Source organism: Rhizobium sp. F40D2, from assembly GCF_051810745.2.
GTDB lineage: Bacteria > Pseudomonadota > Alphaproteobacteria > Rhizobiales > Rhizobiaceae > Rhizobium.
The window spans coordinates 239,884-260,103 of sequence record NZ_JBPWQX020000001.1 but is presented as its reverse complement, the minus strand read 5'-3'; the positions used below and the strand labels follow the sequence as shown (position 1 = coordinate 260,103).

General features: G+C 61.7%; 11 protein-coding genes, 2 pseudogenes and 1 riboswitch. Of the genes and pseudogenes, 7 read left to right on the top strand and 6 right to left on the bottom strand.

The window, feature by feature from the left end; translation table 11 throughout:
* Positions 1–229: 229 nt before the first annotated feature.
* The 6 genes and pseudogenes from ACS4RS_RS23525 to ACS4RS_RS23500 form a co-directional block, all read right to left on the bottom strand.
* A complete protein-coding gene (locus tag ACS4RS_RS23525) occupies positions 230–595 on the bottom strand; it encodes a hypothetical protein (protein ID WP_449313995.1) in 366 nt (121 codons plus the stop codon).
* Positions 592–9,147 (bottom strand): hemagglutinin repeat-containing protein, encoded by an 8,556-nt coding sequence (locus ACS4RS_RS23520; protein ID WP_439013666.1) that lies wholly within the window; start codon positions 9,145–9,147, stop codon positions 592–594. Before ACS4RS_RS23520 ends, ACS4RS_RS23525 begins: the two co-directional genes overlap by 4 nt.
* A 91-nt stretch (positions 9,148–9,238) precedes the next feature.
* Entirely contained in the window at positions 9,239–9,793 is a 555-nt protein-coding gene (locus tag ACS4RS_RS23515) for a hypothetical protein (RefSeq protein ID WP_439013665.1), read from the bottom strand.
* Between the two features lie 45 nt (positions 9,794–9,838).
* On the bottom strand, positions 9,839–10,306 hold the full coding sequence (locus ACS4RS_RS23510; RefSeq protein ID WP_012555145.1) for a hypothetical protein: 468 nt from the start codon (positions 10,304–10,306) through the stop codon (positions 9,839–9,841).
* A 13-nt stretch (positions 10,307–10,319) separates the two neighbouring features.
* A pseudogene (locus ACS4RS_RS23505) lies at positions 10,320–12,040 on the bottom strand (ShlB/FhaC/HecB family hemolysin secretion/activation protein).
* A gap of 13 nt (positions 12,041–12,053) precedes the next feature.
* Positions 12,054–12,668 (bottom strand): invasion associated locus B family protein, encoded by a 615-nt coding sequence (locus ACS4RS_RS23500; protein WP_439013663.1) that lies wholly within the window; start codon positions 12,666–12,668, stop codon positions 12,054–12,056.
* A gap of 647 nt (positions 12,669–13,315) precedes the next feature.
* Positions 13,316–13,412, top strand: a riboswitch (TPP riboswitch).
* A 50-nt stretch (positions 13,413–13,462) separates the two neighbouring features.
* Here ACS4RS_RS23500 and thiM point away from each other — a divergent pair.
* The 7 genes and pseudogenes from thiM (at position 13,463) to ACS4RS_RS23465 (ending at position 20,219) form a co-directional block, all read left to right on the top strand.
* Entirely contained in the window at positions 13,463–14,266 is an 804-nt protein-coding gene (thiM, locus tag ACS4RS_RS23495; RefSeq protein WP_439013662.1) for a hydroxyethylthiazole kinase, read from the top strand.
* The gene (gene thiE, locus ACS4RS_RS23490; RefSeq protein ID WP_439013661.1) at positions 14,263–14,898 is read left to right on the top strand and encodes a thiamine phosphate synthase; all 636 of its coding nucleotides are present in this window, start codon (positions 14,263–14,265) and stop codon (positions 14,896–14,898) included. Before thiM ends, thiE begins: the two co-directional genes overlap by 4 nt.
* Positions 14,895–15,703, top strand: a pseudogene (gene thiD, locus ACS4RS_RS23485) (bifunctional hydroxymethylpyrimidine kinase/phosphomethylpyrimidine kinase). The gene thiE and the pseudogene thiD overlap by 4 nt, the downstream one beginning before the upstream one ends.
* A 215-nt stretch (positions 15,704–15,918) precedes the next feature.
* Positions 15,919–16,398 (top strand): GNAT family N-acetyltransferase, encoded by a 480-nt coding sequence (locus ACS4RS_RS23480; RefSeq protein ID WP_449314038.1) that lies wholly within the window; start codon positions 15,919–15,921, stop codon positions 16,396–16,398.
* Positions 16,399–16,422: 24 nt separating this feature from the next.
* Positions 16,423–17,445: a glycoside hydrolase family 3 N-terminal domain-containing protein gene (locus ACS4RS_RS23475; RefSeq protein WP_449314037.1), complete on the top strand. Its 1,023-nt coding sequence runs from the start codon at positions 16,423–16,425 to the stop codon at positions 17,443–17,445.
* A gap of 42 nt (positions 17,446–17,487) precedes the next feature.
* Positions 17,488–19,134 carry an ABC transporter substrate-binding protein gene (locus ACS4RS_RS23470; RefSeq protein WP_439013660.1) on the top strand — a complete coding sequence of 549 codons (1,647 nt, stop codon included), beginning with the start codon at positions 17,488–17,490 and terminating at the stop codon, positions 19,132–19,134.
* 107 nt (positions 19,135–19,241) lie between these two features.
* Complete coding sequence (locus ACS4RS_RS23465; protein ID WP_439013659.1) at positions 19,242–20,219, top strand: ABC transporter permease subunit; 978 nt, start codon at positions 19,242–19,244, stop codon at positions 20,217–20,219.
* Position 20,220: the final 1 nt, after the last annotated feature.

Genomic DNA, 20,220 nt, shown 5'->3' with positions numbered 1-20,220 from the left:
AGCACTTTCGAAAATACCTCTCTCAACTGCTCGATCTACCGCGTGGTCCATGTTGGAGTTTACTGCCTTTTCCACGGTAGGCAGACAACGATTAACAAGCACCTTCACGCCAATCCTTGGCGGCTTCGGACGGAAGGGACGCAGAAGCCTATTAAACAACTGTGGATGCTTCCCAGTTAATCGTCTGTCAGAATACGTGTGCGCTCGTAACTGCGGTCAACGGCGATGTCTACTCTTCCTCGTCCCAGAAAGAGCCAACCGGGCCGTACTCCCCGTCGATCACGATAGGGCACCACCCTACACTACGATTAAAAAAGGCTAGATCTACAACCTGATATTTGTCATCCCCAAGTGGCGCAAGACTAACTGTCCCAAAGCAGTAATGCGTATATTTTCCACCCACCCCTGCCGGCGCACGTTCATCTATTTTTCTGTGGTCCCAATCGCTCACCTTACCATTGGCCGCAGGTAGCGGGTCGACGAAAGCGATCTCGAATTCGGGACCGCGGATGCGGCACAAGCAGGGTATACCTCGCTGCGCAAACAATGTTTCGGTCAGAAGATTCTTGGTGATAATAAGTTCTACATTCATCATGGGCTCCTTGGAACAATCACTTCAGCCATATATTTGGAAAATGTTGTTCTTGGACTGAAATATTGCTGTCCGTGCGGATCTCTGATTGCGACGACTTCTATGCCGTTTCTCTTTGTCACTCCATCCACAACCACAAAGTGAGAGAAGCCAGTCGTCGGATCCGAAACCCGAGCGATGACCGGTGTGCCATTGGTCGTGTAGCGGACGAGATCATCGACGTTTCTATTCCTAAAGACATTCGCGTCAATACCTTGATCCTTGAAAAGGCTAACAACATCTCCCGGGAAAATACCGTCTTCCATTGGAGGAATCTTAGCGATCAAAGCCTCAACATCAACAGGCCGTCCTAACGTATCCAATACCATTCCGCAGGAATTATGACCGCAAGTGGGTACCTGACCCTGATCAAGCAACATGCGATTGCCGTTTCTGGTCATAGCATCCGCTCTAAGCGGATTAGTTGGCGCCGACACGCCGCCGGTAACAAATTCTCCTGTCTGCGGATTCAGCTCAATATTGTTGAGCGCGGAACGGATGCTGCTATCGGCTGAGTCACTGACCTTGAAGCGTATCGCAAGTGCCTCACCGCCTGACGTTACGAGAGTAGCAGCGATAAGACCGAGATCGAGAGCAAGCTGAATCTTCTGCGCTTCCTCATCCGAATAATTCTGCTTCTTGAGCAGGGAAACCAGCAGACTATCGGCTTCCTTGCCGGTGATGAGCGTTTCCGTATAGCCAACCAAGTGGTTGGCACTGTTCATCGCTGTAGCAATCGCAGCAATACACGCCGCCGTCCCAACGTTGCACAGCGCGGTAACACCGACCGTACCTGCGACCTCAAGGATCGCCGACATGCCCGCATTGGTTCGAGCAATCTGGGCCATTGCTCCCTCGATCGCGTCCGGTATCGAGCCACCCTTGTTGACAGCGTCAGCTACGTATCTAGCAAGGATCACATCGAGATAGACTGCGCCCTTGCCCGGAGTGAATTGGGCCAGCGTATCTGCGTCGAAGTCCAGGTTTAACGAGCTATCCCCGGGTTGCTGATCGGGGAAGACGTCGATGCCTGCCCTATCCAATCTTGAGGCGAACTTCAGGAAATCCTTGATCATCGAACGGCAGGTGTCCGAGGCGGGATTCTGCTGGCAGACCGCCATCATCACGATGTCATTCTGTAATGACTGCTGCTGATAGCCTCTGACTTTCGCCCATTCGGCATCGCAATCGGACTGGCACGCTTCGGCTTCCTTCAGGGCCTTTACCGCCTCAAACAGTTCCTTGTCGGCAAGGTAATTGTACTGATAATTCGCGGCTCCATATGCGGCGCCTTCCCCTCCACCGACCGCACCACCAACCACGGCCGCGAGGCTGGCCCCAAGCAACCTCGCCAGTTCTGCACCTTCCTTTGTCCCCTCGTATTTGCTGCCCTTGAGCATACCCTCAACGAGTTTGTCGATGGCAGAAGAGAGTAACGTGCTAGTTGCGCCTCCAAGGGCACCCTTCAGCGCTCCTTCCCAGCCATTGACGCCGCCGAGGATTCCGCCGCCAATAGCGTGCAGCAACGCTCGCCCGACTCCATCCTCGCCCCAGAGTTCCTTCTCCGCCTCCGGCGCGTTCAGCATCATCTCGTTGGCGATATCGGCCACCAAGCCCGCCATCGTCGCCTGCGCTTCCTGCAGATCGGCTTGGGTCTTGTACTGATCGCGCAGGATGTTTTGCAGATCCGGCAGGCCGGGCAGCGAGGTATTGGTGTTATCGGTGTCGCGGCGGATCGTACCGATGTCCTGCGTCTGATGCTCGGGATCGGTGATGGTGATGCCGATGTTGCCACCGATGGCTGAATAGGCCTTGCCGGTTTCGCTCTCCCCGTCGTTGACCTTTGCAAGGCTCAGGCCGCCGGAGCCGATCGAGGCGCCGTAGGTGTCGGCTTTCCAGCGCGAATGGGTGTCGACATCGGAAACTTCGAGCGTGCCGGTTTCGAGATGGTTCAGTTCCGCCGGCGCCTGACTGGTAATCAGGCCGCCCACCAGCGTCGTCTTCTTCTCGACGGTCAAATCAAGACCGCCAATGCCGGCATGGATGCCGGATTGCTCGGAGACGATGGCGGCGTCACCCGTCGCCTTCTGCGTTGAGCCGGAGGCGCTGAAACCGTCGGTGCCGATCGAACCGGAGAGATTGAGCTGGCGGGCCTCGGCAGTCGCCGTATCCACCAGGCTTTCGACCGTCAGGTTACGCACGGCGGCGGTCACCGAGTTTCCGGTGACGGTAGCACCCCTCAAAGTGAGGTCGTTGGTAAGAATGGTGACGTCGCCGGTGCCGTTGACATGGGTGTTGTAATTCGTCAGCCCCGTCGTACCGTCGTTGCCCTTGCCGTAGGAACCGCTGACGCTGACCCCGGGCACGCACTTCGACTTCGTGCCGCACTCCCACTTGACGCCGACGCCGACGCTATAAGACGAGTTCTGGCTTGCAGTATCGGATGTGCCGGTCGCGGCATTGAGGGTAATATTGCCCTTCTCGGCCGACAGGACGATGTCACCGGCAAGCGGATCGTCAGAGATTGTGGGCAGGCCGAACTTATCGTAGCCGGCGGCAATCTGAGCGCCGTCGCTTGTGATCGAGCCATTCTCAGCCTCCAGCGCGATCGAGCGGCCGGCACGGATATCGGTGACGACGGGCGTCGAGGATGACGAGGACGAGTTGTTTTCCTGATGGTTGACGCCGGCCGACAGCGACACCGAGAAGCTGAGGCCTTCCGCTTCAGCGGAGGTATCCGTCAGTTGCTTATAGGCTTCCTTCAGGCCCTTGTAGCCTTGATAGAAGCCGAGACCGGCAATGGCGGTGTTGGTGACCGCGTTGACGCGGGTATCGCCGGCAAGGCGCTCGACCGAGTTCATGATGCTGCCGGCGGCTTGGCTCACCTGACTGGAGACACTGAGCGTCACGCCGGCAAAGGTCTTCTCGTGTATCTCCTCGTAATTGGTCTTATCCGCAGCCGAGAGAAGGTTGATGTCCTTGCCGGCGAAGAGGTTGACGTCACGCTCCGCCGAGGCCCCCGCCGCCTGCAGGTTGAGGTTGTTGCCGGCGGAGATGTTGAGGTCGCGGCCGGCCGACAGCATCGACGCCGCATTGGTATCGGACTTTTGCGCCGAGCTGTCCTTGCTTGTCTGCGCGCCGATGCCTATGGAAATGCCGCCATTGCCAGCAGAGAAGGACAGGCCGAAGCCGGACTTCTTCTCCTCTTCCGACTGCGAGAAGCTTTCTGCCCCTGGTGTGACGTTGACGTCGCGCTTGGCAGCCAGGTTGATGTCGCGCTCGGCATCGACGGACGAGCCCATAATGTTCAGGTCGGTCGCCTTCGCCGTGAGGTTGACGTCCTCGCCAGCGGAAAGCGCTGAGCCGACATTCAGGGTCGACGCCTGGGCGCCCTTGTTCTGCTGGCTGCCATAGATCGAAATGAAGCCGCCACCGCCGCCAACGCCAAAACCGGACTTCTTGCGCTGCTCTTCGAGCTCGTGCGTTTCCTGCGCCCCGACGATCGAGACACTGTCGCCGGAGATGTTGATGGACCCGTCGGCATCAGCCTTAGAGCCGGCAATCACTGCCGCGCCGCCGGCGCTCAGATTGATATTGCCGGATGCGCCGAGTTCAGAGGCGATGGTCGCTTCGTCATAGCTCTTGTGGCTGGACGAGCCTTTGGACAGGAAGCCGCTGCGCGACCCCTTGTCATCCTTGGCTGTGGTGTCCTTGCCCGATGCGATGACGAGGTCGCCGCCGGTGGTGATGTTCAGGTCGGCCGGAGTGGTGCTGCCTTCCTTGCCGGCTTCGATCTTCGAGGCGGAGATGACTGTATCCTTGCCGGATTCAATATCGACGCCGCCACCCCCTGTGATGGCGGAGCCGACGGCCGTCGTCGTTTCCAGATGCGTGGTCGTCTTCTCGCTCGTGCCGAGGAAACCGCCCTTGCTGCTGAGCTTGGTGTCGAGGGTCGCGGTGTCGGTGGCTTCGGCGATCGTCACGTCGCCGGAGGCCTTGAGCCCGACCTTGCCGTCGGCGGCAAGCTTGCTGCCGACGATGTTGAGGTCGTGATCGCCGCTGCCGCTGCCTGCCGTCACCGAGAGGTCGCCGCCGGCCGATATCTCCGAGCCGACATGGGTGATCGACGAGGCGGACTTCTTGCCGAAGGTGGAGGCCGATTGCTCCTGGGCGGCGGTGATATTGATATCGTCGCCGGCGGCAAGCGCGACATTGCCCTTGGCCTCGACGGAAGAGCCGGAAAGCAGGATGTCGTCTCCGGCCTTGATCGTCGCATTCGTGCCGGCAGAAAGCTGCGATTGCGGCTGGTCGGTGGAAAGCGTCCTGGTGTAGCCGGATTGGTTGTTGCGGGCGACATCGGTCGAGACCACGGCCACCGAACCGTTGTCGGCCGTCACATCGAGCGTCGTTCCCGCCTTGGCGGAACTGCCGATGACATTGACATTGTCGGTTGCCTTGATCGTCAGGGCTCCGCCGCTGGCGATCTGGCTGCCGGTGGCATTTTGCTGGCCGTTGTTCTCCACCTTGGCCGCCGCGAGGGTGACATTGGTGCCGGTGAGCTGGGCGGAGCCGCCGGCGTTCACCTTGACGCCTTTGAGGGCGAGATCACCGCTGCCGCCGGCAAGCTGCACATTGCCCGATGCCGTCACACCGGCATTGGTGTTGACCATGTTCTGGCCGCCGATCGTCATGGTCTGGGCGGCCAGCGTAATACCATTGGTGGCGTTGAGCACCGTGTCGCCGCGCGACAGGAACGTTCCGCTGCCCTGAATGGTCTTGCCGGCGATGGTAAGCCCGCCATTGGACGCGATCAGGCCGGAATTGGCGAGATCGTCGACATTCATGTCGACCGAGCCGCCTGCCATGACGGCGCCGGCGCCGGTCAGTTTCTGCCGGTCGGCGGCCGCGACGTAGACGACAGGCGCAAGCACCTGGACGCCGTTGACGGTTTGCATCTGGTAGAGGACGATCGACTCGGTGAGCGCGGCCGCCTGCTCCGGCGTGAGGCCCTGGCCGACGGCCAGGTTGTGCGTTTGGGCATAGGTCACGCCGTTGTCGAGCAGCGTCTTCATCTGCTCAATCGCGCTGTTGCCGGCAATGAAGGTGCTTCTGCCGAGGCCTTCGCCGACGAGCTGCCGCAGCTGCGTGTCGATCAGCTGGTTCTCGAAATAGGCATCGCCCAGGAACGGAACCGTCGTCTCCGGCTGATAACCGATCTTGCCCATGAAATAGGCGGAGCCGTAGAAGGTGCCGACATCAAGAAACTTGGCGCGGGTTTCGAACAGGAATGTCTGTCCCGGGATCGGGTCGCCGAAACCGCCCGAGCGCGGATTGGTTGAGGCGACAAGGGTGGTGCCGAGGCCCGAGTTGACGTTGAAGAGAGCGCCGCCGGCCGTCAGGCCGGAGAGGGCCGACAACGGATCGCCGGGATTGCTTGCGGCCGCGACGCTGGCGCCGCCGGCCATCGAGCCGGCTGCCGACGTATTGTTGACGCTGCCGAAATCGACGGAGAGCGCTCCACCGGCCTTGATGTTCGCCGAGACGCCGCCGATCGCCTGGACGGAGCTGACGATCGTCGTGCCGTTGGCGATGTTCTTCGAGGGATTGGCGTGGCCGTTGGCATCATAGGCGGTGCAGGCGCCCTGGGCGCTGCAGGTCGTCGTCGTCGTGCGGAAGAGGGTGACGCCCTCATTCTTTAGCGTCGAACCCTCCAGCGTCGCGTCGCCGCCGGCCTCGATCGAGCTGTAGGCATTGGTGAGATTGGTGGCGTCGATCGTCAGGTTGCGGCTCGCCCGGATCGTCGCTTCGGGGCTGAGCGTGCCGTTCAGACGGTCCTCGTAGACCGACTGGCTGAGATGGGACGACCAGTCCCATGAATAGGTGGTGCTTTCGTCCGAGCCGCTGAAATTCACCTCGTCGACGATGAAATAGCGCGACGGATTGTTGGCATCGGCGACCGGATTGCCGTTCGCATCCCGCGGCACCCGGGCTCTGATCCAGTCGATGATCGGCGTGACTTTCTCCGGGCCGTCGGCCGAGATCCACGTCCATGCGCGATAGGTCGTGCCGTCGGCGAGCGTCGCCTTCGACCAGAGCAGCGGCTGATAATCCTGCCACAACCCCGGATCGACGCCAGCATAGAGCTGGAACATGTTCTGATCTGCGGTCTCGAGGTAGCCGAAAGGCAGGCCGGCGGCGGCGGGATTGAGCGTGAAGCCGGTCAGGACGCCGGAGGAAACCAGCGTCCCGGTCGTCCATTGCGGCGTGGCGGCCCGCTGGTTGGTCAGGTTGCTGGTCAGGATGGACATGTCGTTTCCAGCCTGGATGAGGCCGGAAATATTGGTGACACCAGCGCTTCTCTGCGCCGACGTGACGCCTGCAACCTTGAGGTCGTTGCCGGCGAGGATGGCGCCCTGATTGTTGGTGAGCACTCCGCCGATGAAGAGGCCGGCGTCGTGGCTGGCATAGACGAGGCCAGTGGCGCTGTTGTCAAAATCGCCGGAAATGTTGAATTTGAGATCATCGCCGGCCGCCAATTGCCCGGCATTGGTCAGCGACAGCAGCGTCAGCGTCAGGTCGTCGGCGGCGAGCAGCGCGGTGCTGGCCGAGGTGGAGAGGCCGTCGGCATTGATGGCGATGTCGCCGGAGCCGCCGGCACCAGTGACGGCGTTGATGGTGGCGCCGCTGAGATCGGCCGAGCCGGAGAGATTGAGGGCGAGGCCGCCGAGCGTGAGGCTGTTGTTGCTGAGATTGGCGCTATCGGCGTTGAGCGTCAGCGTGCCGCCGGCAGCGATGTTGCCGGCTGCGCCATTGGAGAGATCGATATTGGTGGTGGTGAGCGTCAGGTTGCCGGTGGCGCTGGTGGGGTTACGGTAGCTGATCTGGCCCGAGGCCGTCAGTGCTGCATTGCTGAGGCTCTGGAGCTTGTTATAGGCGATATTCTGCGTTGCCGTGGCCGAAAGATTGCCGCTGCTGAGCAGCGCATTGCTGACGGTAATCGAACCATTTGTGGCGGTTAGGCTCATGCTGCCCGCCTGCTGCAGCGCCAGCGTGCCATTGGCGGATTGAGCGGTGGCGGCGAAATCGACGCCGGAGGCGATGGTTGCGGCCGAGATCGAACGGCCTGAAGCCGTGACGTTGCCCTGCGCCAGCATATCACCCGATATGCCAATGTCGGCGCCGGCGGAAAGGGTGAGATTCTTGCCGCTGACAAGCGAGGCGGCAGAGATCGCGCCTGATGTCGCGATGATCGTCAGCGCATCGGCGCTCTTGACCGCACCTGCAATCTGGATGTTGCCCGCGGTGCTGGACAGGGTGAGCGCATTGCCGGCCACGACGCTGCCGGCGGCAATGCCGGCTGCCGACGTCATCTGCACGTTGGCGGCGCTGTTGACCTCGACGCCGATGCTCAACGGGCCGCTGCCGCTGGAAAGCGCGATATCGCCGTCGGCGGCGACCGTATCGATAGTGATGCCCTGATCCGCTGCAATGGTGGCCTTTGCTTTCGACGTGACCTTGGCGGCCGTCACCTTCGACTTCGAGGAGATCGAGACGCCCTGCTCGCCGGAGACGTTACCGAGCGAGATCTTGCCGTCGGCCGACAAAGACAGTTCGTTGGTGTTGGCCGCGAGATCGCCGCTCATGCGCACGCCGGCGCCATTCTCGGTGACGACGATCTTGATGCGGTCGGCCTGCATGGCGCCGAGCGCGGTGCCGTCGATTGCGTATTCCGGCATGCCGGAGATTGGCGCAAGCGCCTGAGCGTCGCCCGTGGCGTAGTCGAAATTGGACGCACCCGCCGTCACGCGCAGCGACTTGCCGTAGACCGGGCCGTTGACGTGGACGCTGCGCGAGACGATGTCGAACAGATCCACCGCGCCGGATCCGGCGGAAAAATTGCCGCCGTTCGACCCGATGGTGACATCGCCGCCCTTGACGGTAAAGCCGTTGAGCTTGCCGTCGGCACCGATCTGCGGTGCACCCGTCGTCAGCGTCGCATGCGGCGTGTTGATGAAGCCGCAGCCGTCGCAGGTGATGCCGTTCGGGTTAGCGATGACGACATCGGCGCGCCCGCCGAACACTTCAATCGCGCCGTTCAACGCCGAGCGGTTGCCGCTGGTGACTTCGTTGAGGATGACCGATGCCGGCCCTGAGCTGTTGAGGTTAGGGTTTCCGGGCGTGACGCCGCCGAGATTGGAGTTGCCGATCTCGCCCTTGAAGTTGTTGAGGATCAGACCCGGCGTGCCGACGTTGAAATTGTCGTATTTGTTGTGCGACAGGCCCTGGCTGTTCGGGGTGACGATGTCGATGAGCGGCACGCCGTTGGGTGCCGAACCAACGCCCGGCTGATTGGCGGCCGGCGCCGTGGTGCTCGCCGAGACCGACTGGGCATTGGCAAGCATCGGCTGAAAGACCAACAGCGCGCTGAGCACGATCGCCAGCGAGCGATGGGCGAACCTACCAAACCGGTAAGCAAGGGCCCTGGCATTCGAACCAAAATCGGCTTCTACACGCATCGTTTCGTCTTTCCAAACGCACAACTGGTTTTGTGTCTCGACATCAATCGTGACCGGCGCTGCCTTCCCGGCAGCGCCTCGCCTCGTCTCGTTATTTCTGGGTGAGCCAGGTCTTCACATTGCGCGTGAAGGACTTGGACAGGCGCTGTGCCATGACATCAGGCGCTCCGGACGTTGTCGCCGCATTGACCGCGACGGCGATGATTACGCCGTAACCGCTTCCGCGCATGGAGAGGTCTTCGCCATGGATGTTTTGCGCCTGGGCGATCAATTGGCCGGTCTTGGCATCCTCCAGCCGAACGGTTCCGTCGATCATGCTGTCATGGCCGCCGATAATGCGGGCCTGCTTGGTGGTAACGTCGAACACATGCAGCGTCACGACCAGCCTGCCCTTGTTAGGGCCGCCCGGCACGCCGATCAGTTCCTTCGACATCGTGGCCTGGAGGGTGCGAATCGCCTCCTGGACCTGCTGGTCCGGCTTGTCGCCGAAACCGAATGTCTTGACGTCAGGAGCCAGCTCGATCCGGATCTCGCGCACGGACGTGCGCTGGAGGGCGGCAATCAGCCGGGGATCTGTCCTGGTGGTGACGCAGGATGCCAACGTCGCCGCCAGCAGGAGAAGGGTTAGAAAACGCACGAAACGCATAGGAAACTCCGGACTTCATTTATAAGATTTGCGTGCCCGCCAAATTCAGTTTCGGCTGTCTGAGGACGATGCCGGCTTTGGTTTGCTGTCGAGATGCTTGTAGAGCTCGGTCAGCTGGGACTTCGGCGCCGGGCATCCCTTCGATTTGGCGATGCTGGTCAAGACATTGTTCCTGTTGCGCAATGCATCGATCTCGACTTTCTCAGGCGATTTCGGATCCATGAAAAACAGCGCCGGCAGAAACAGCAGCACACCGGTCGCCCCGAGCACGATATTCTTGCCCTGCGCATCGGTGCGCTCCTTCACCGTCGAGGAGATCTGCCGCTCGTTGGCCTCGAACTCCCGCGCGATGCCGGCGCAATCGAAGGCGCTGTCGGACGGGTTGGTCGAAGCGACCGGGCGTGCCTCCCGCCCGGCACAGCCGGCAAGCGACATGGAAAGAGCAAGGATCAGCGCCGTCGATCTTGAAAGGGTGTTGGCGTGCTTGTTCGTCGAAATACTGCGGGTGGTCATGGTCCTGCTTTCGTTACCAATGCGCGGATGCGCTGAAATAAAAGAGCCCGCCGTCGACATCGTCGAGGCTGCTTGCAACAATGTCGGAATAGCCGAGGTCGGCACTGATATTGCCGCCGACGGCCCGGATGCCGGCCGTCCAGCTGGCGAGGTCGCCGCCTGATATGTCGAAGCGTTTTTGCGCGTAGACGTGGCCGTAATCGAAACCGAGATAGGGACGCAGTTCGCCGAATGCCTTCGCAGCCGCGCCGCCGCCCTGGTTGGATTGCGTTCGCCAGACGATCTCGTTGTGGCTGAACATGCCATTATTGCCGAAGAGCACGCTTTCGCGCGTGCCGCGGACATTGCTGTAGCCGCCGAGCGAGATCTGTTCGGCGCCGAGCAGATTGTCGGGGGAATATTGAGCGCCGAGCAGCGAGGTGAATTCGAACTGCCTGCCGGCGGTCTGGAATGGCTGTGTCACGCTGATGGTGGCGTTGAATTTCGAAAACCGCGGATCGGCATTGCCGACACCCGGATCCCCCGGGTTAACCGCATCGAAGAGACCGAGCCCCTTGTCAAAGCTGGCGTCGAACATCCAGATGCCGCCGAACATGCGGCGGGAATGGGAAATACCGATATCACCGACCGTATAGCGGCGGCTGCCGACCTCGATCAGGTTGCCGAGCAGGAAGTTGTTGGTCTGCTTGTAGGTCAGGCCGCTGCGGACCGTGGTGATCGAATCCTTGTCGCGAGCGACAACGCGATCGATGCCGAGGCCCGCCTGCCCCGAATTGCCGGAGGTTTCGAGCGTGCTGAAGTTTCCTTCGACGGCACTTTCATATTGATACCAGGAACCGCTCAGCGAGAGGGTGGAGTAACCGTAGGGGACGCTGACGCTGCCGGAATAACTGTTGCCATAGCCATTTCCGTCATTCTCCCACGAATAGTCCGGACCGCTGTGCTCGTAGGAGAAATTCCACTGGTCATTGATGCCAAGCAGGCCATCATAGCCGAGCGATGCCGAGCTGCGGGAAAAGCCGGTGCTCTCCTGCCCCATATTGTTGTTGGCGACGGAGACATGCCAGGGTCGGCCTGGCCGGTTTTCGATGTTGAGGATCGAGGTTCCATCCTTCGGGCCAGGCAGCATCGCCGACTTGGCGTCGTTGGCCTGCAGCCGGTTCATCTGGTCGAGCCCCTGCTCGATATCGCGGATATTGACGACGCGGCCGATCAGGCCGGGAAAGGCGGTCGCCAACGTGCCGTTGCCGGCCACTTTCTGGCCATTGAGATAGATGTCTGAGAGGGTGCCTTCGACGACCAGCAGGCGGAGAATCCTGGTCTTGCGGATATCCTGCTGCGGCACATACGCCCGCGAGGTTACATAGCCATGATCGATATAGAGATGCGTGACGTCCCTGAGCACCGCATTGATCTCGGCAAGGCCAACGCAGCGGTTGCCATAAGGCGCCGTCCCTTGCCGATTTCCTGGGCCGACAGCAGGGTCGCCCCGTCGATCACGACCCGCGTGATGTCGAAACAGGCACCCTTGCCGGGGCCGGCGGGCAAAGCGCCGTTTTCCGCATCCGCGCCGCCGCCGGGTGTTGCGCGGCGCAGGGCATCCAGCCGCTGCGTCTGCGACTGCTCCTCCTGGCGGCGGTTGAAATCATCGGCAGGCGTTTGCGCATAAGCGGGGGCGATCGCCACTGCGAGAGCAGCGCCAGTAACCAGAAAGTATCGAATTTCTGTGGTCATGGGTGAAATTCGGCTACTTCGCGGCGACGGACTGAAGTTCATCGAGGGCCGGCTTCAGCCCCTTCAGCGAGAAACGGATATTGACGTCCTGGCCGTTCATCAGCCGCACCAGCCCTTCGGCGGCGGCGCCCTTCTTCAAAGCCGCGGTCATTTTCGTATCCAGCGCCAGCTGCGCCCAGCATCCGGTCTGGTTGCAGTTGCGATAGTCGAGCTTGGCGACGGGCTTGCCGTCGGCCTTGATCGACAGGCCCGAGGGCAGGAAAACGTTGAGCGGCAGAAGGGCGGTCAGCATCAGCCGTGGCTTGCCCTTGTCCTTGTCGGAAGGCGCGGCAGGCGGCGCCGATATCGCCAGCGTCAAGATATTGACGGGTTTACCGTCCTTGGTGACTTGTGCCACCTGTGCGACTTCGCAAGCCTCAGCGCCTGCCGCACCGGTGCAGCGATAATACCAGTCGTCGAATTTCTGAGATTTTAGCGCCGGCGCCGATTGGGTCGGCGCTTGCACCTGCTCCGGCTCTTGGGTGCCGGGAGATTGCGAAAAGGATGGGGTCGCACAGGCGATCGATATCAGAATGGGGGCACTCGTCCGGAGACCCCGCTTCATGCCGCTTTTCAAAAATGTCTTCATTTAAAGTGCAACTTCAGGAAGATTTTATTCTCGTGGAAAGTCATATCGCTACGATCCGCAATTCGGTCAACCTTAACGTGTCAGCACGGTAAAGTTTGCGTTAGGTATTTATTTCGCGTTCTGGGAGATTACGTTCAGTTTGCCCGAGAACCTACGCGCAACGAAATCACAACAGATTCCAAAATTCGAATGAAACCGATTGGCGAGACCCATGAGACGACGCGCAACTTACGCGAAGCTGGCCACCTGCTCGTTGTCATTGAAAATCATGCGCATAGACGGATAGGATGAATAATTCCGCACCGCCGGACATCCGGAGAATCCTGCGGAAGATGAGCTGCACTCATTTTGAAGAAAAGACGCTCCGAGGCGCCTGCATCATTCCCGATGCCGCCCACAAATACAGAGATGTATTTCGGAAATTCCTTACACCCCCGGGTTGCTACTGTTGTTTATCTGCGGATGAGGGGACAACCGCATGGCGAAACCGCAACGGCCGACACAGCCCAGGACGGAATTCGCGGCCCAGCATTCGCGAAAACCCGATTAAGACCCGAATCGGCGGCGACCTCCCGTCTCTCGCTGCGCCGTCGCAGGACTGTCATTTTCGAGATGACATCCGCCCCGTTCTCTGCGAAAAAGAGCGCGATGAGAGACAGGGGCGCCCGTCGACAGACGGGCTGAGAAGCACCCTTCGAACCTGAACCGGATAATGCCGGCGGAGGGAGTCGCTCGGGGTCGCGGCTTAGCCCGCACGAATTGCCCCGTGCCCGCCCCCGCCTGAAAGGGGCCACATGCAGACCAGGACCACACCAGGAGCCATGCTGACGGCGATGCGCGAAAAGCCGCCGCTCGTTCAGTGCATCACCAATTACGTGGCGATGAACATCGCCGCCAATGTTCTCCTGGCCGCCGGCGCCTCGCCCGCCATGGTGCATGCGGCTGAAGAAGCCGGCGAATTCGCCGGCATCGCCAGTGCGCTGACCGTCAATATCGGCACGCTGTCGACGCAATGGATCGACGGCATGCAGGCGGCCGCGAAGGCCGCAACCGCGGCCGGCAAACCCTGGGTGCTCGATCCGGTCGCCCATTATGCCACGGCCTTCCGCCGCGATGCGGTTGCCGGTCTGCTGGCGCTCAAGCCGACGATCATCCGCGGCAACGCTTCCGAGATCATCGCGCTTGCCGGCGGCGAGAGCCGCGGCCAGGGCGTCGACAGCCGCGATCCGGTCGAGCAGGCCGAAGGCTCGGCGCGCTGGCTTGCCGAGCGGCAGCAGGCGATCGTCGCCGTTACCGGTGCTGTCGATTTCGTCACCGATGGCGAGCAGGCGGTGCGCATCACCGGCGGATCGGCGTTGATGCCGCAGGTCACCGCGCTCGGCTGCTCGCTCACCTGCCTGGTCGGCGCCTTTGCCGCCACGGTGCCCAAAGATCTGTTCGGGGCGACGGTCGCAGCCCTTGCAACCTTCGCCATCGCCGGCGAGGAGGCAGCACTCGGTGCGGCCGGTCCCGGCTCCTTCGCCTGGCGCTTTCTCGATGCGCTGCACGCGCTCGACGCCGAAACGCTCGATGCCAGGGCAAGGATATCGGCGGCATGAAGACCTTCGATCTTTCGCTCTATCTCGTCCTCGATCCTGACCTCTGCGCCGGGATCGGCATGGTCGAAACGGCGCGGCTTGCAGTTGCCGGCGGCGCGACGATGGTGCAGTTGCGCGACAAACATGCCGGCACGACCGCGATGATCGAGACCGGCCGCGCCTTTAAACAGGCGCTCGATGGCACCGGCGCCCGCCTCATCGTCAACGACGATGTCGAGGCGGCCATCGCCATCGGAGCGGACGGGTTGCATATCGGCCAGGAGGATATGGATGCGGTGAGAGCGCGGGCGATGATCGGCCCCGACATGATCCTCGGCCTCTCGGTCGAGACCGCAGCGCTTGCCGCTGGCGTCGATCGCAGCCTGGTCGATTATACCGGCGTCGGGCCGGTGTTTGCGACCTCGACCAAGGCCGACCACAAGCAGCCGATCGGTTTTGACGGCCTGGCAAGGCTGGTGAAAGCCTCGCCGGTGCCGTCGGTCGCCATCGGCGGGCTCAAGGCGGAGCATGCGGCGAAAGTCTTTGCCGCGGGCGCCAGCGGGCTTGCCGTTGTCTCCGCCATCTGCGGCACGCCGGACCCGGAAGCAGCCACGCGCCGCATCGCCGCAGAAATTCGAAAGGCCCGTGCATGATCCGCAACGTCCTCTCCATCGCCGGCTCCGACCCCTCAGGCGGCGCCGGCATTCAGGCCGATCTCAAGGCCTTTTCCGCCCGCGGCGTCTACGGCATGGCGGTGCTGACCGCGTTGACGGCGCAGAACACGCAAGGCGTCAGCGGCGTGCATCTGGTGCCACCTGCATTCGTTGCCGATCAGATCAACGCCGTCTTTGCCGATGTGCGTGTCGATGCCGTCAAGATCGGCATGATCGCCAATGCCGGCATCGCCGAGGCCGTTGCTGGAGCGCTCGCCGATCAGCGCGGCATCCCCATCGTCATCGATCCCGTGATGATCGCCAAGGGCGGTGCCCCCTGCTGGCGCCCGAAGCCGTCGATGTGCTGACCCGCCGGCTGCTGCCGCTCGCGACACTGCTGACCCCGAACCTGCCGGAGGCTGCCGCCCTGCTGCACGAGCCGGTCGCGACAAACCGGGAGGAGATGGCGGCGCAGGCCGAACGGCTGCGCGCGCTCGGCCCGGCCTCGGTGCTGGTCAAGGGCGGTCATCTCGACAGCGACGACAGCCCCGACGTGCTTGCCACGGCCGACGGCCTGCACTGGTTCGAAGCCCGGCGGGTGCCGACCAAGAACACCCACGGCACCGGCTGCACATTGTCGAGCGCGCTGGCGGCCGAGCTTGCCAAGGGCGCCTCGGTGCCCGAGGCTGTCGCTATCGCCAAGGATTACCTCGCCGGCGCGGTCGCCGCCGCCGGAAGCCTCACCGTCGGCTCCGGCCACGGCCCGGTGCAGCATTTTCATGCGCTTTGGAAAGTGGCGGGATAAACATCCATCATCGACGCACCCCTTCAATCGAAACGGCTCGGGCTCCCCGGGCCGTTTTTGCGTTCGGCAGCCATCTTGCTTTTGAGCGGGAGCATCATGGCGAGCAGCATCGCGCCATTTGAAAAACGCAGTTGACAAGCTCAGCCAGATAGCCAAGTCTATGACATTAAAAGGGGATATATTCCGCAATAACGGAATATGAGGAGGAATGACCGGTGCCAGACCTGCTTGTGAGTCTATACTCCACAAAGCTTGCCGATCTGAATCGGAAAGCCGATCATGTCGGTGTCTCCATCCGACCGGCCCTCCCCCCGGAACTGCACCTCGTCGTCGACTGGGTTCGCCAGCAGTTCAGCGAGAACTGGGCAAGCGAAGTCTCCGTCGCCTTCTCCCGCCAGCCGGTTGCCTGCCTGATCGCCGTCGACGGCGGCAAGCTGCTCGGCTTTGCCTGCTACGACACGACGGCGCGCGGCTTCTTCGGCCCGACCGGCGTCGATCCTGAGGCGCGCGGCAAGGGTATCGGGCTCGCCCTGTTTTCAGCCTGCCTTCAGACGATGAAGACGCTTGGCCATGCCTATGCCTTCATCGGCGATGCCGGCCCGGTCGATTTTTACGCGAAGACCGCAGGCGCCATCACCATCCCCGCCCCCGACAAGGGCATCTACGAAGGCATGCTGAGACGCATGCCGAAATGACCACCTGATCCCGGAGCACCAGAATTGTCCTCGACCCCGCTCGCCCTTTTCGTCGGCCTTCCCAATCCGGTCCTTTCGGATGAAGAATTCGCCCTGTTTCGCGAGACCAATCCGCTCGGCCTCTTCGTCGGCCGGCGCAATCAGCGCGAGCCGGAGCAGACGAAGCGGCTGATCGAACGCTTTCGCGAAGCCGTCGGCCGCGACGATGCGCCTGTTTTCACCGACCAGGAAGGCGGTCGCGTGCAGCATCTCGATGCCGGCCCATGGCCACTCTTCCGCAGCTTCGGCCAGTTCGCCGAACTTGCGCGCCGGGATTTCGCGCTCGGCAAAAAAGCATTGCGCCTTTCCTCCCAGGCCATGGGGGCGATGATGACGGAACTCGGCCTTTCCAGCGGCTGCTCGCCCGTTCTCGACCTCGTCTTCGAGACGACGAGCGCGGTCATCGGCGCCCGCTCTTTCGGCCCCGATCCTGATGTCATCGCCGCCCTCGGCCGCGAGGTGATCGACGGCCTGCTCGAGACCGGCAATATGCCTGTGATGAAGCACATTCCCGGCCACGGCCGCGCGACGCTGGATTCCCACAAGGAGCGCCCGGTGGTCGATGCCAGCCGCGAGACGCTCGCTGCCACCGATTTCAAGCCCTTCGTGGCGCTGAAGGATACGCCCTGGGCCATGGTCGCCCATGTCGTCTACGCCGCCTACGACAAGGAGCTGCCCGCCTCCGTCTCGCCAGTCATGCACGACGTCATCCGCAAGGATTTGGGTTACGACGGCGTGCTGATTTCCGACTGCATCTTCATGGAATCGCTCTCCGGCACCCTGCCGGAACGCGTCAAACAGATACTCGACGCCGGCTTCGACATCGCCCTCCACAGCCATGGCGACATTGCCGAAAGCGAAGCCGCCGCCAAGGCCGCCCGGCCGCTGACGGACGCCGCTCTCAAGCGGATCGCCGCCGCCAAGGCCCGCCTCGGCAATCTCAAGATCGATGTCCGCGCCGCCCATGCTGAAGTCGAAGACATGTTTGCAAGCGCGCTGGTCTCCTGACCGGCGCGTCATCTCTCACTGCATAAAAAAGGGGAATAAGACATGAAAAGATATCTTCTTGCCGCCGCAGCACTGACGCTGCTTTCGGGCTCCGCCATGGCGCAAACGGTCCTGACGGCGAATATCGAACCGGCGACGACCTGGGTGCGCAACTTCAACCCGTTCAACCAGACCTCGTCGCGCCAGTCGACGCTCGATTTCATCTATGAGCCGCTGGTTATTTTCAACCGCTTCGACAGCAACAAGCCGGTCTATCGCCTGGCCGAAAGCTTCAAGCTCTCCGACGATCTGAAGAGCATCGATTTCAAGCTGCGCCCGAACCTGAAATGGTCTGATGGTAAGCCGCTGACGGCAGCCGACGTCAAGTTCACCTATGACTACCTGAAGAAATTCCCGGCGCTCGATTTCGTCAGCATCTGGAGCTTCATCACCGATGTCAAAGCCGTCGACGGCCAGACGGTGCGCTTCACGCTCGCCAATCCGAGCTCGCTCGCTGCCGAGCAGATCTCGCAGCTGCCGATCGTTCCCGAACATGTCTGGAAGGACGTCGCCGATCCGGTCACTTTCGCCAACGAGAACCCGGTCGGCAGCGGCCCGCTGACCGAGGTGCCGCGCTTCACCGGCCAGACCTACGACCAGTGCCGCAACCCGAACTATTGGGATAACGCGCATCTGAAGGTCGATTGCATGCGCTTCCCGCAGCTTGCCGACAACAACCAAATGCTGACGGCGACGGCCGACGGCACGCTCGACTGGGGCGTCTCCTTCATTCCCGATATCGACAATGTCTATGTTTCCAAGGATCCGGCGCATTTCCACTATTGGTATTCGCCGAGCAGTATGGTCGCCTTCCTGTTCAACCTGGACACCGCGAACGAGAACAACAAAAAGGCCTTCAACGATCTGAAATTCCGCCGAGCCGTCTCGATGGCGCTCGACCGCAAGACGATGATCGACGTCGCCGGCTACGGCTATCCGACGCTCAACGAAGACCCCGGCCTGATGGGCGAGCTTTACAAGAGCTGGGCGGACCCATCCGTCAAATCAGACTTCGGCAAGTTCGCAACCTATGACGCCGACGCCGCCAAGGCCCTGCTCGACGAGGCTGGCTACAAGGACAAGGACGGCGATGGTTTCCGCGACAATCCCGACGGCAGCAAGATCTCTTTCTCGATCATCGTCCCGAGCGCCTGGACCGACTGGATCGACACCGTCAATCTCGCCGTCGAAGGCATGCAGGCGGTCGGCATCGACGCCAAGATCGAGACGCCTGAAGAAGCCGTCTGGACCGGCAACCTGATCAACGGCAGCTTCGATGCGGCGATCAACAGCCTGCCGGCCTCGGCCTCGCCCTATTATCCCTACAAGCGCGCCTTCAGCGCTTCGGACAAGGGCAAGACCCGCTTCACCGCGCAGCGCTGGTTCAATCCCGAGGTCGAGAAGCTCGTCACCGAGTTCACCCAGACGGCAGATCTTGCCAAGCAGAAGGAGGCGATGAACAAGGCGCAGCGCATCGTCGCCGAAAACATGCCGATGATTCCGGTGTTCAACAATCCGAACTGGTATCAGTACAACACCAAGCGCTTCACCGGCTGGTCGACCAAGGAAAATCCCTTCGTCAATCCGTCGATCTCGCGGACCAATCCGGCACGCCTCCTGAACCTGCTCGCGCTCGAGCCGGTCAAGTAAGACACCTCCCGGGAGCGGCGTCAGAACATGATGCCGAAAAGTGTAAGCGGTTTTCGGATGACATCACGCTCATCCAGAAGCGCCGCTCCCGTCACGACGGAGTTCTCATGGCTTTTCTGCTTCGCCGCCTCGTCTTCTACATGGCAGCCTTCATCGCCGCAGCGACGATCAATTTCTTCCTGCCGCGCCTGATGCCGGGCGATCCCGTGCAGATCATGTTCTCGAGCGCCGGCACCGAGCTGCCGCCGGAAAGCCTGCAGGCGCTGAAGCTCACCTTCGGCTTCGTCGATGGGCCGCTCTGGCAGCAGTACCTCACCTATCTCGGCAGCATTTTCACCGGCGATCTCGGCCGCTCGATCAAATATTTCCCGCTGCCGGTCACCACGGTGCTCGGTCATGCCCTTATCTGGACCGTCGCGCTGATGGGAACGGCGACGATCGTCAGCTTTGCCCTTGGCACCCTCCTCGGCATCGCCGCCGCCTGGCGCCGCGGCAGCAGGTTCGACGTTTTCGTTTCCGTCGGCGCGATCTTCGCGACCTCGGTGCCAGCGGTTGTCACCTCGCTGATCGTGCTCTTCATCTTCGGCTTCACGCTCGGCTGGTTCCCGAACGGTTATGCCGCCGATCCCTCGCTCGATCCGGCTTTCACCCTGCAATACCTCGGCAGCGTCGCCTATCACGGCATCCTGCCGATGGGCACACTCTGCACCGTGCTGATCGGCGGCTTCACCGTCACCATGCGCAACAACATGATCAACCTGCTCGGGGAGGACTATATCGTCATGGCCCGCGCCAAGGGCCTCTCCGACCGGCATGTGATGCTCTGGTATGCGGCGCGCAACGCCCTGCTGCCGACCGTCTCCAGCCTTGCCATCGCCATCGGCACCATTCTCGGCGGCTCGCTGGTGACCGAGGTCGTCTATAACTATCCCGGCCTCGGCAATATTCTCTACCAGGCGATCCTCGCCCGCGATTACCCCGTCATCCAGGGCCAGCTCCTCATCATGACCGCGACGATGCTGATCGCCAATTTCATCGTCGACGTCAGTTATATCCTGCTCGACCCGCGGCTGAAGGGAGCATGAC

What these genes read in the sequence shown, in the direction of transcription:
- ACS4RS_RS23465 (WP_439013659.1), top strand. Translation starts at nt 19,242, where the DNA reads ATGGCTTTTCTGCTTCGCCGCCTCGTCTTCTACATGGCAGCCTTCATC.
- ACS4RS_RS23525 (WP_449313995.1), bottom strand. Translation starts at nt 595, where the DNA reads ATGATGAATGTAGAACTTATTATCACCAAGAATCTTCTGACCGAAACA.
- ACS4RS_RS23500 (WP_439013663.1), bottom strand. Translation starts at nt 12,668, where the DNA reads ATGAAGACATTTTTGAAAAGCGGCATGAAGCGGGGTCTCCGGACGAGT.
- thiE (WP_439013661.1), top strand. Translation starts at nt 14,263, where the DNA reads ATGAAGACCTTCGATCTTTCGCTCTATCTCGTCCTCGATCCTGACCTC.
- ACS4RS_RS23515 (WP_439013665.1), bottom strand. Translation starts at nt 9,793, where the DNA reads ATGCGTTTCGTGCGTTTTCTAACCCTTCTCCTGCTGGCGGCGACGTTG.
- thiM (WP_439013662.1), top strand. Translation starts at nt 13,463, where the DNA reads ATGCAGACCAGGACCACACCAGGAGCCATGCTGACGGCGATGCGCGAA.
- ACS4RS_RS23510 (WP_012555145.1), bottom strand. Translation starts at nt 10,306, where the DNA reads ATGACCACCCGCAGTATTTCGACGAACAAGCACGCCAACACCCTTTCA.
- ACS4RS_RS23470 (WP_439013660.1), top strand. Translation starts at nt 17,488, where the DNA reads ATGAAAAGATATCTTCTTGCCGCCGCAGCACTGACGCTGCTTTCGGGC.
- ACS4RS_RS23520 (WP_439013666.1), bottom strand. Translation starts at nt 9,147, where the DNA reads ATGCGTGTAGAAGCCGATTTTGGTTCGAATGCCAGGGCCCTTGCTTAC.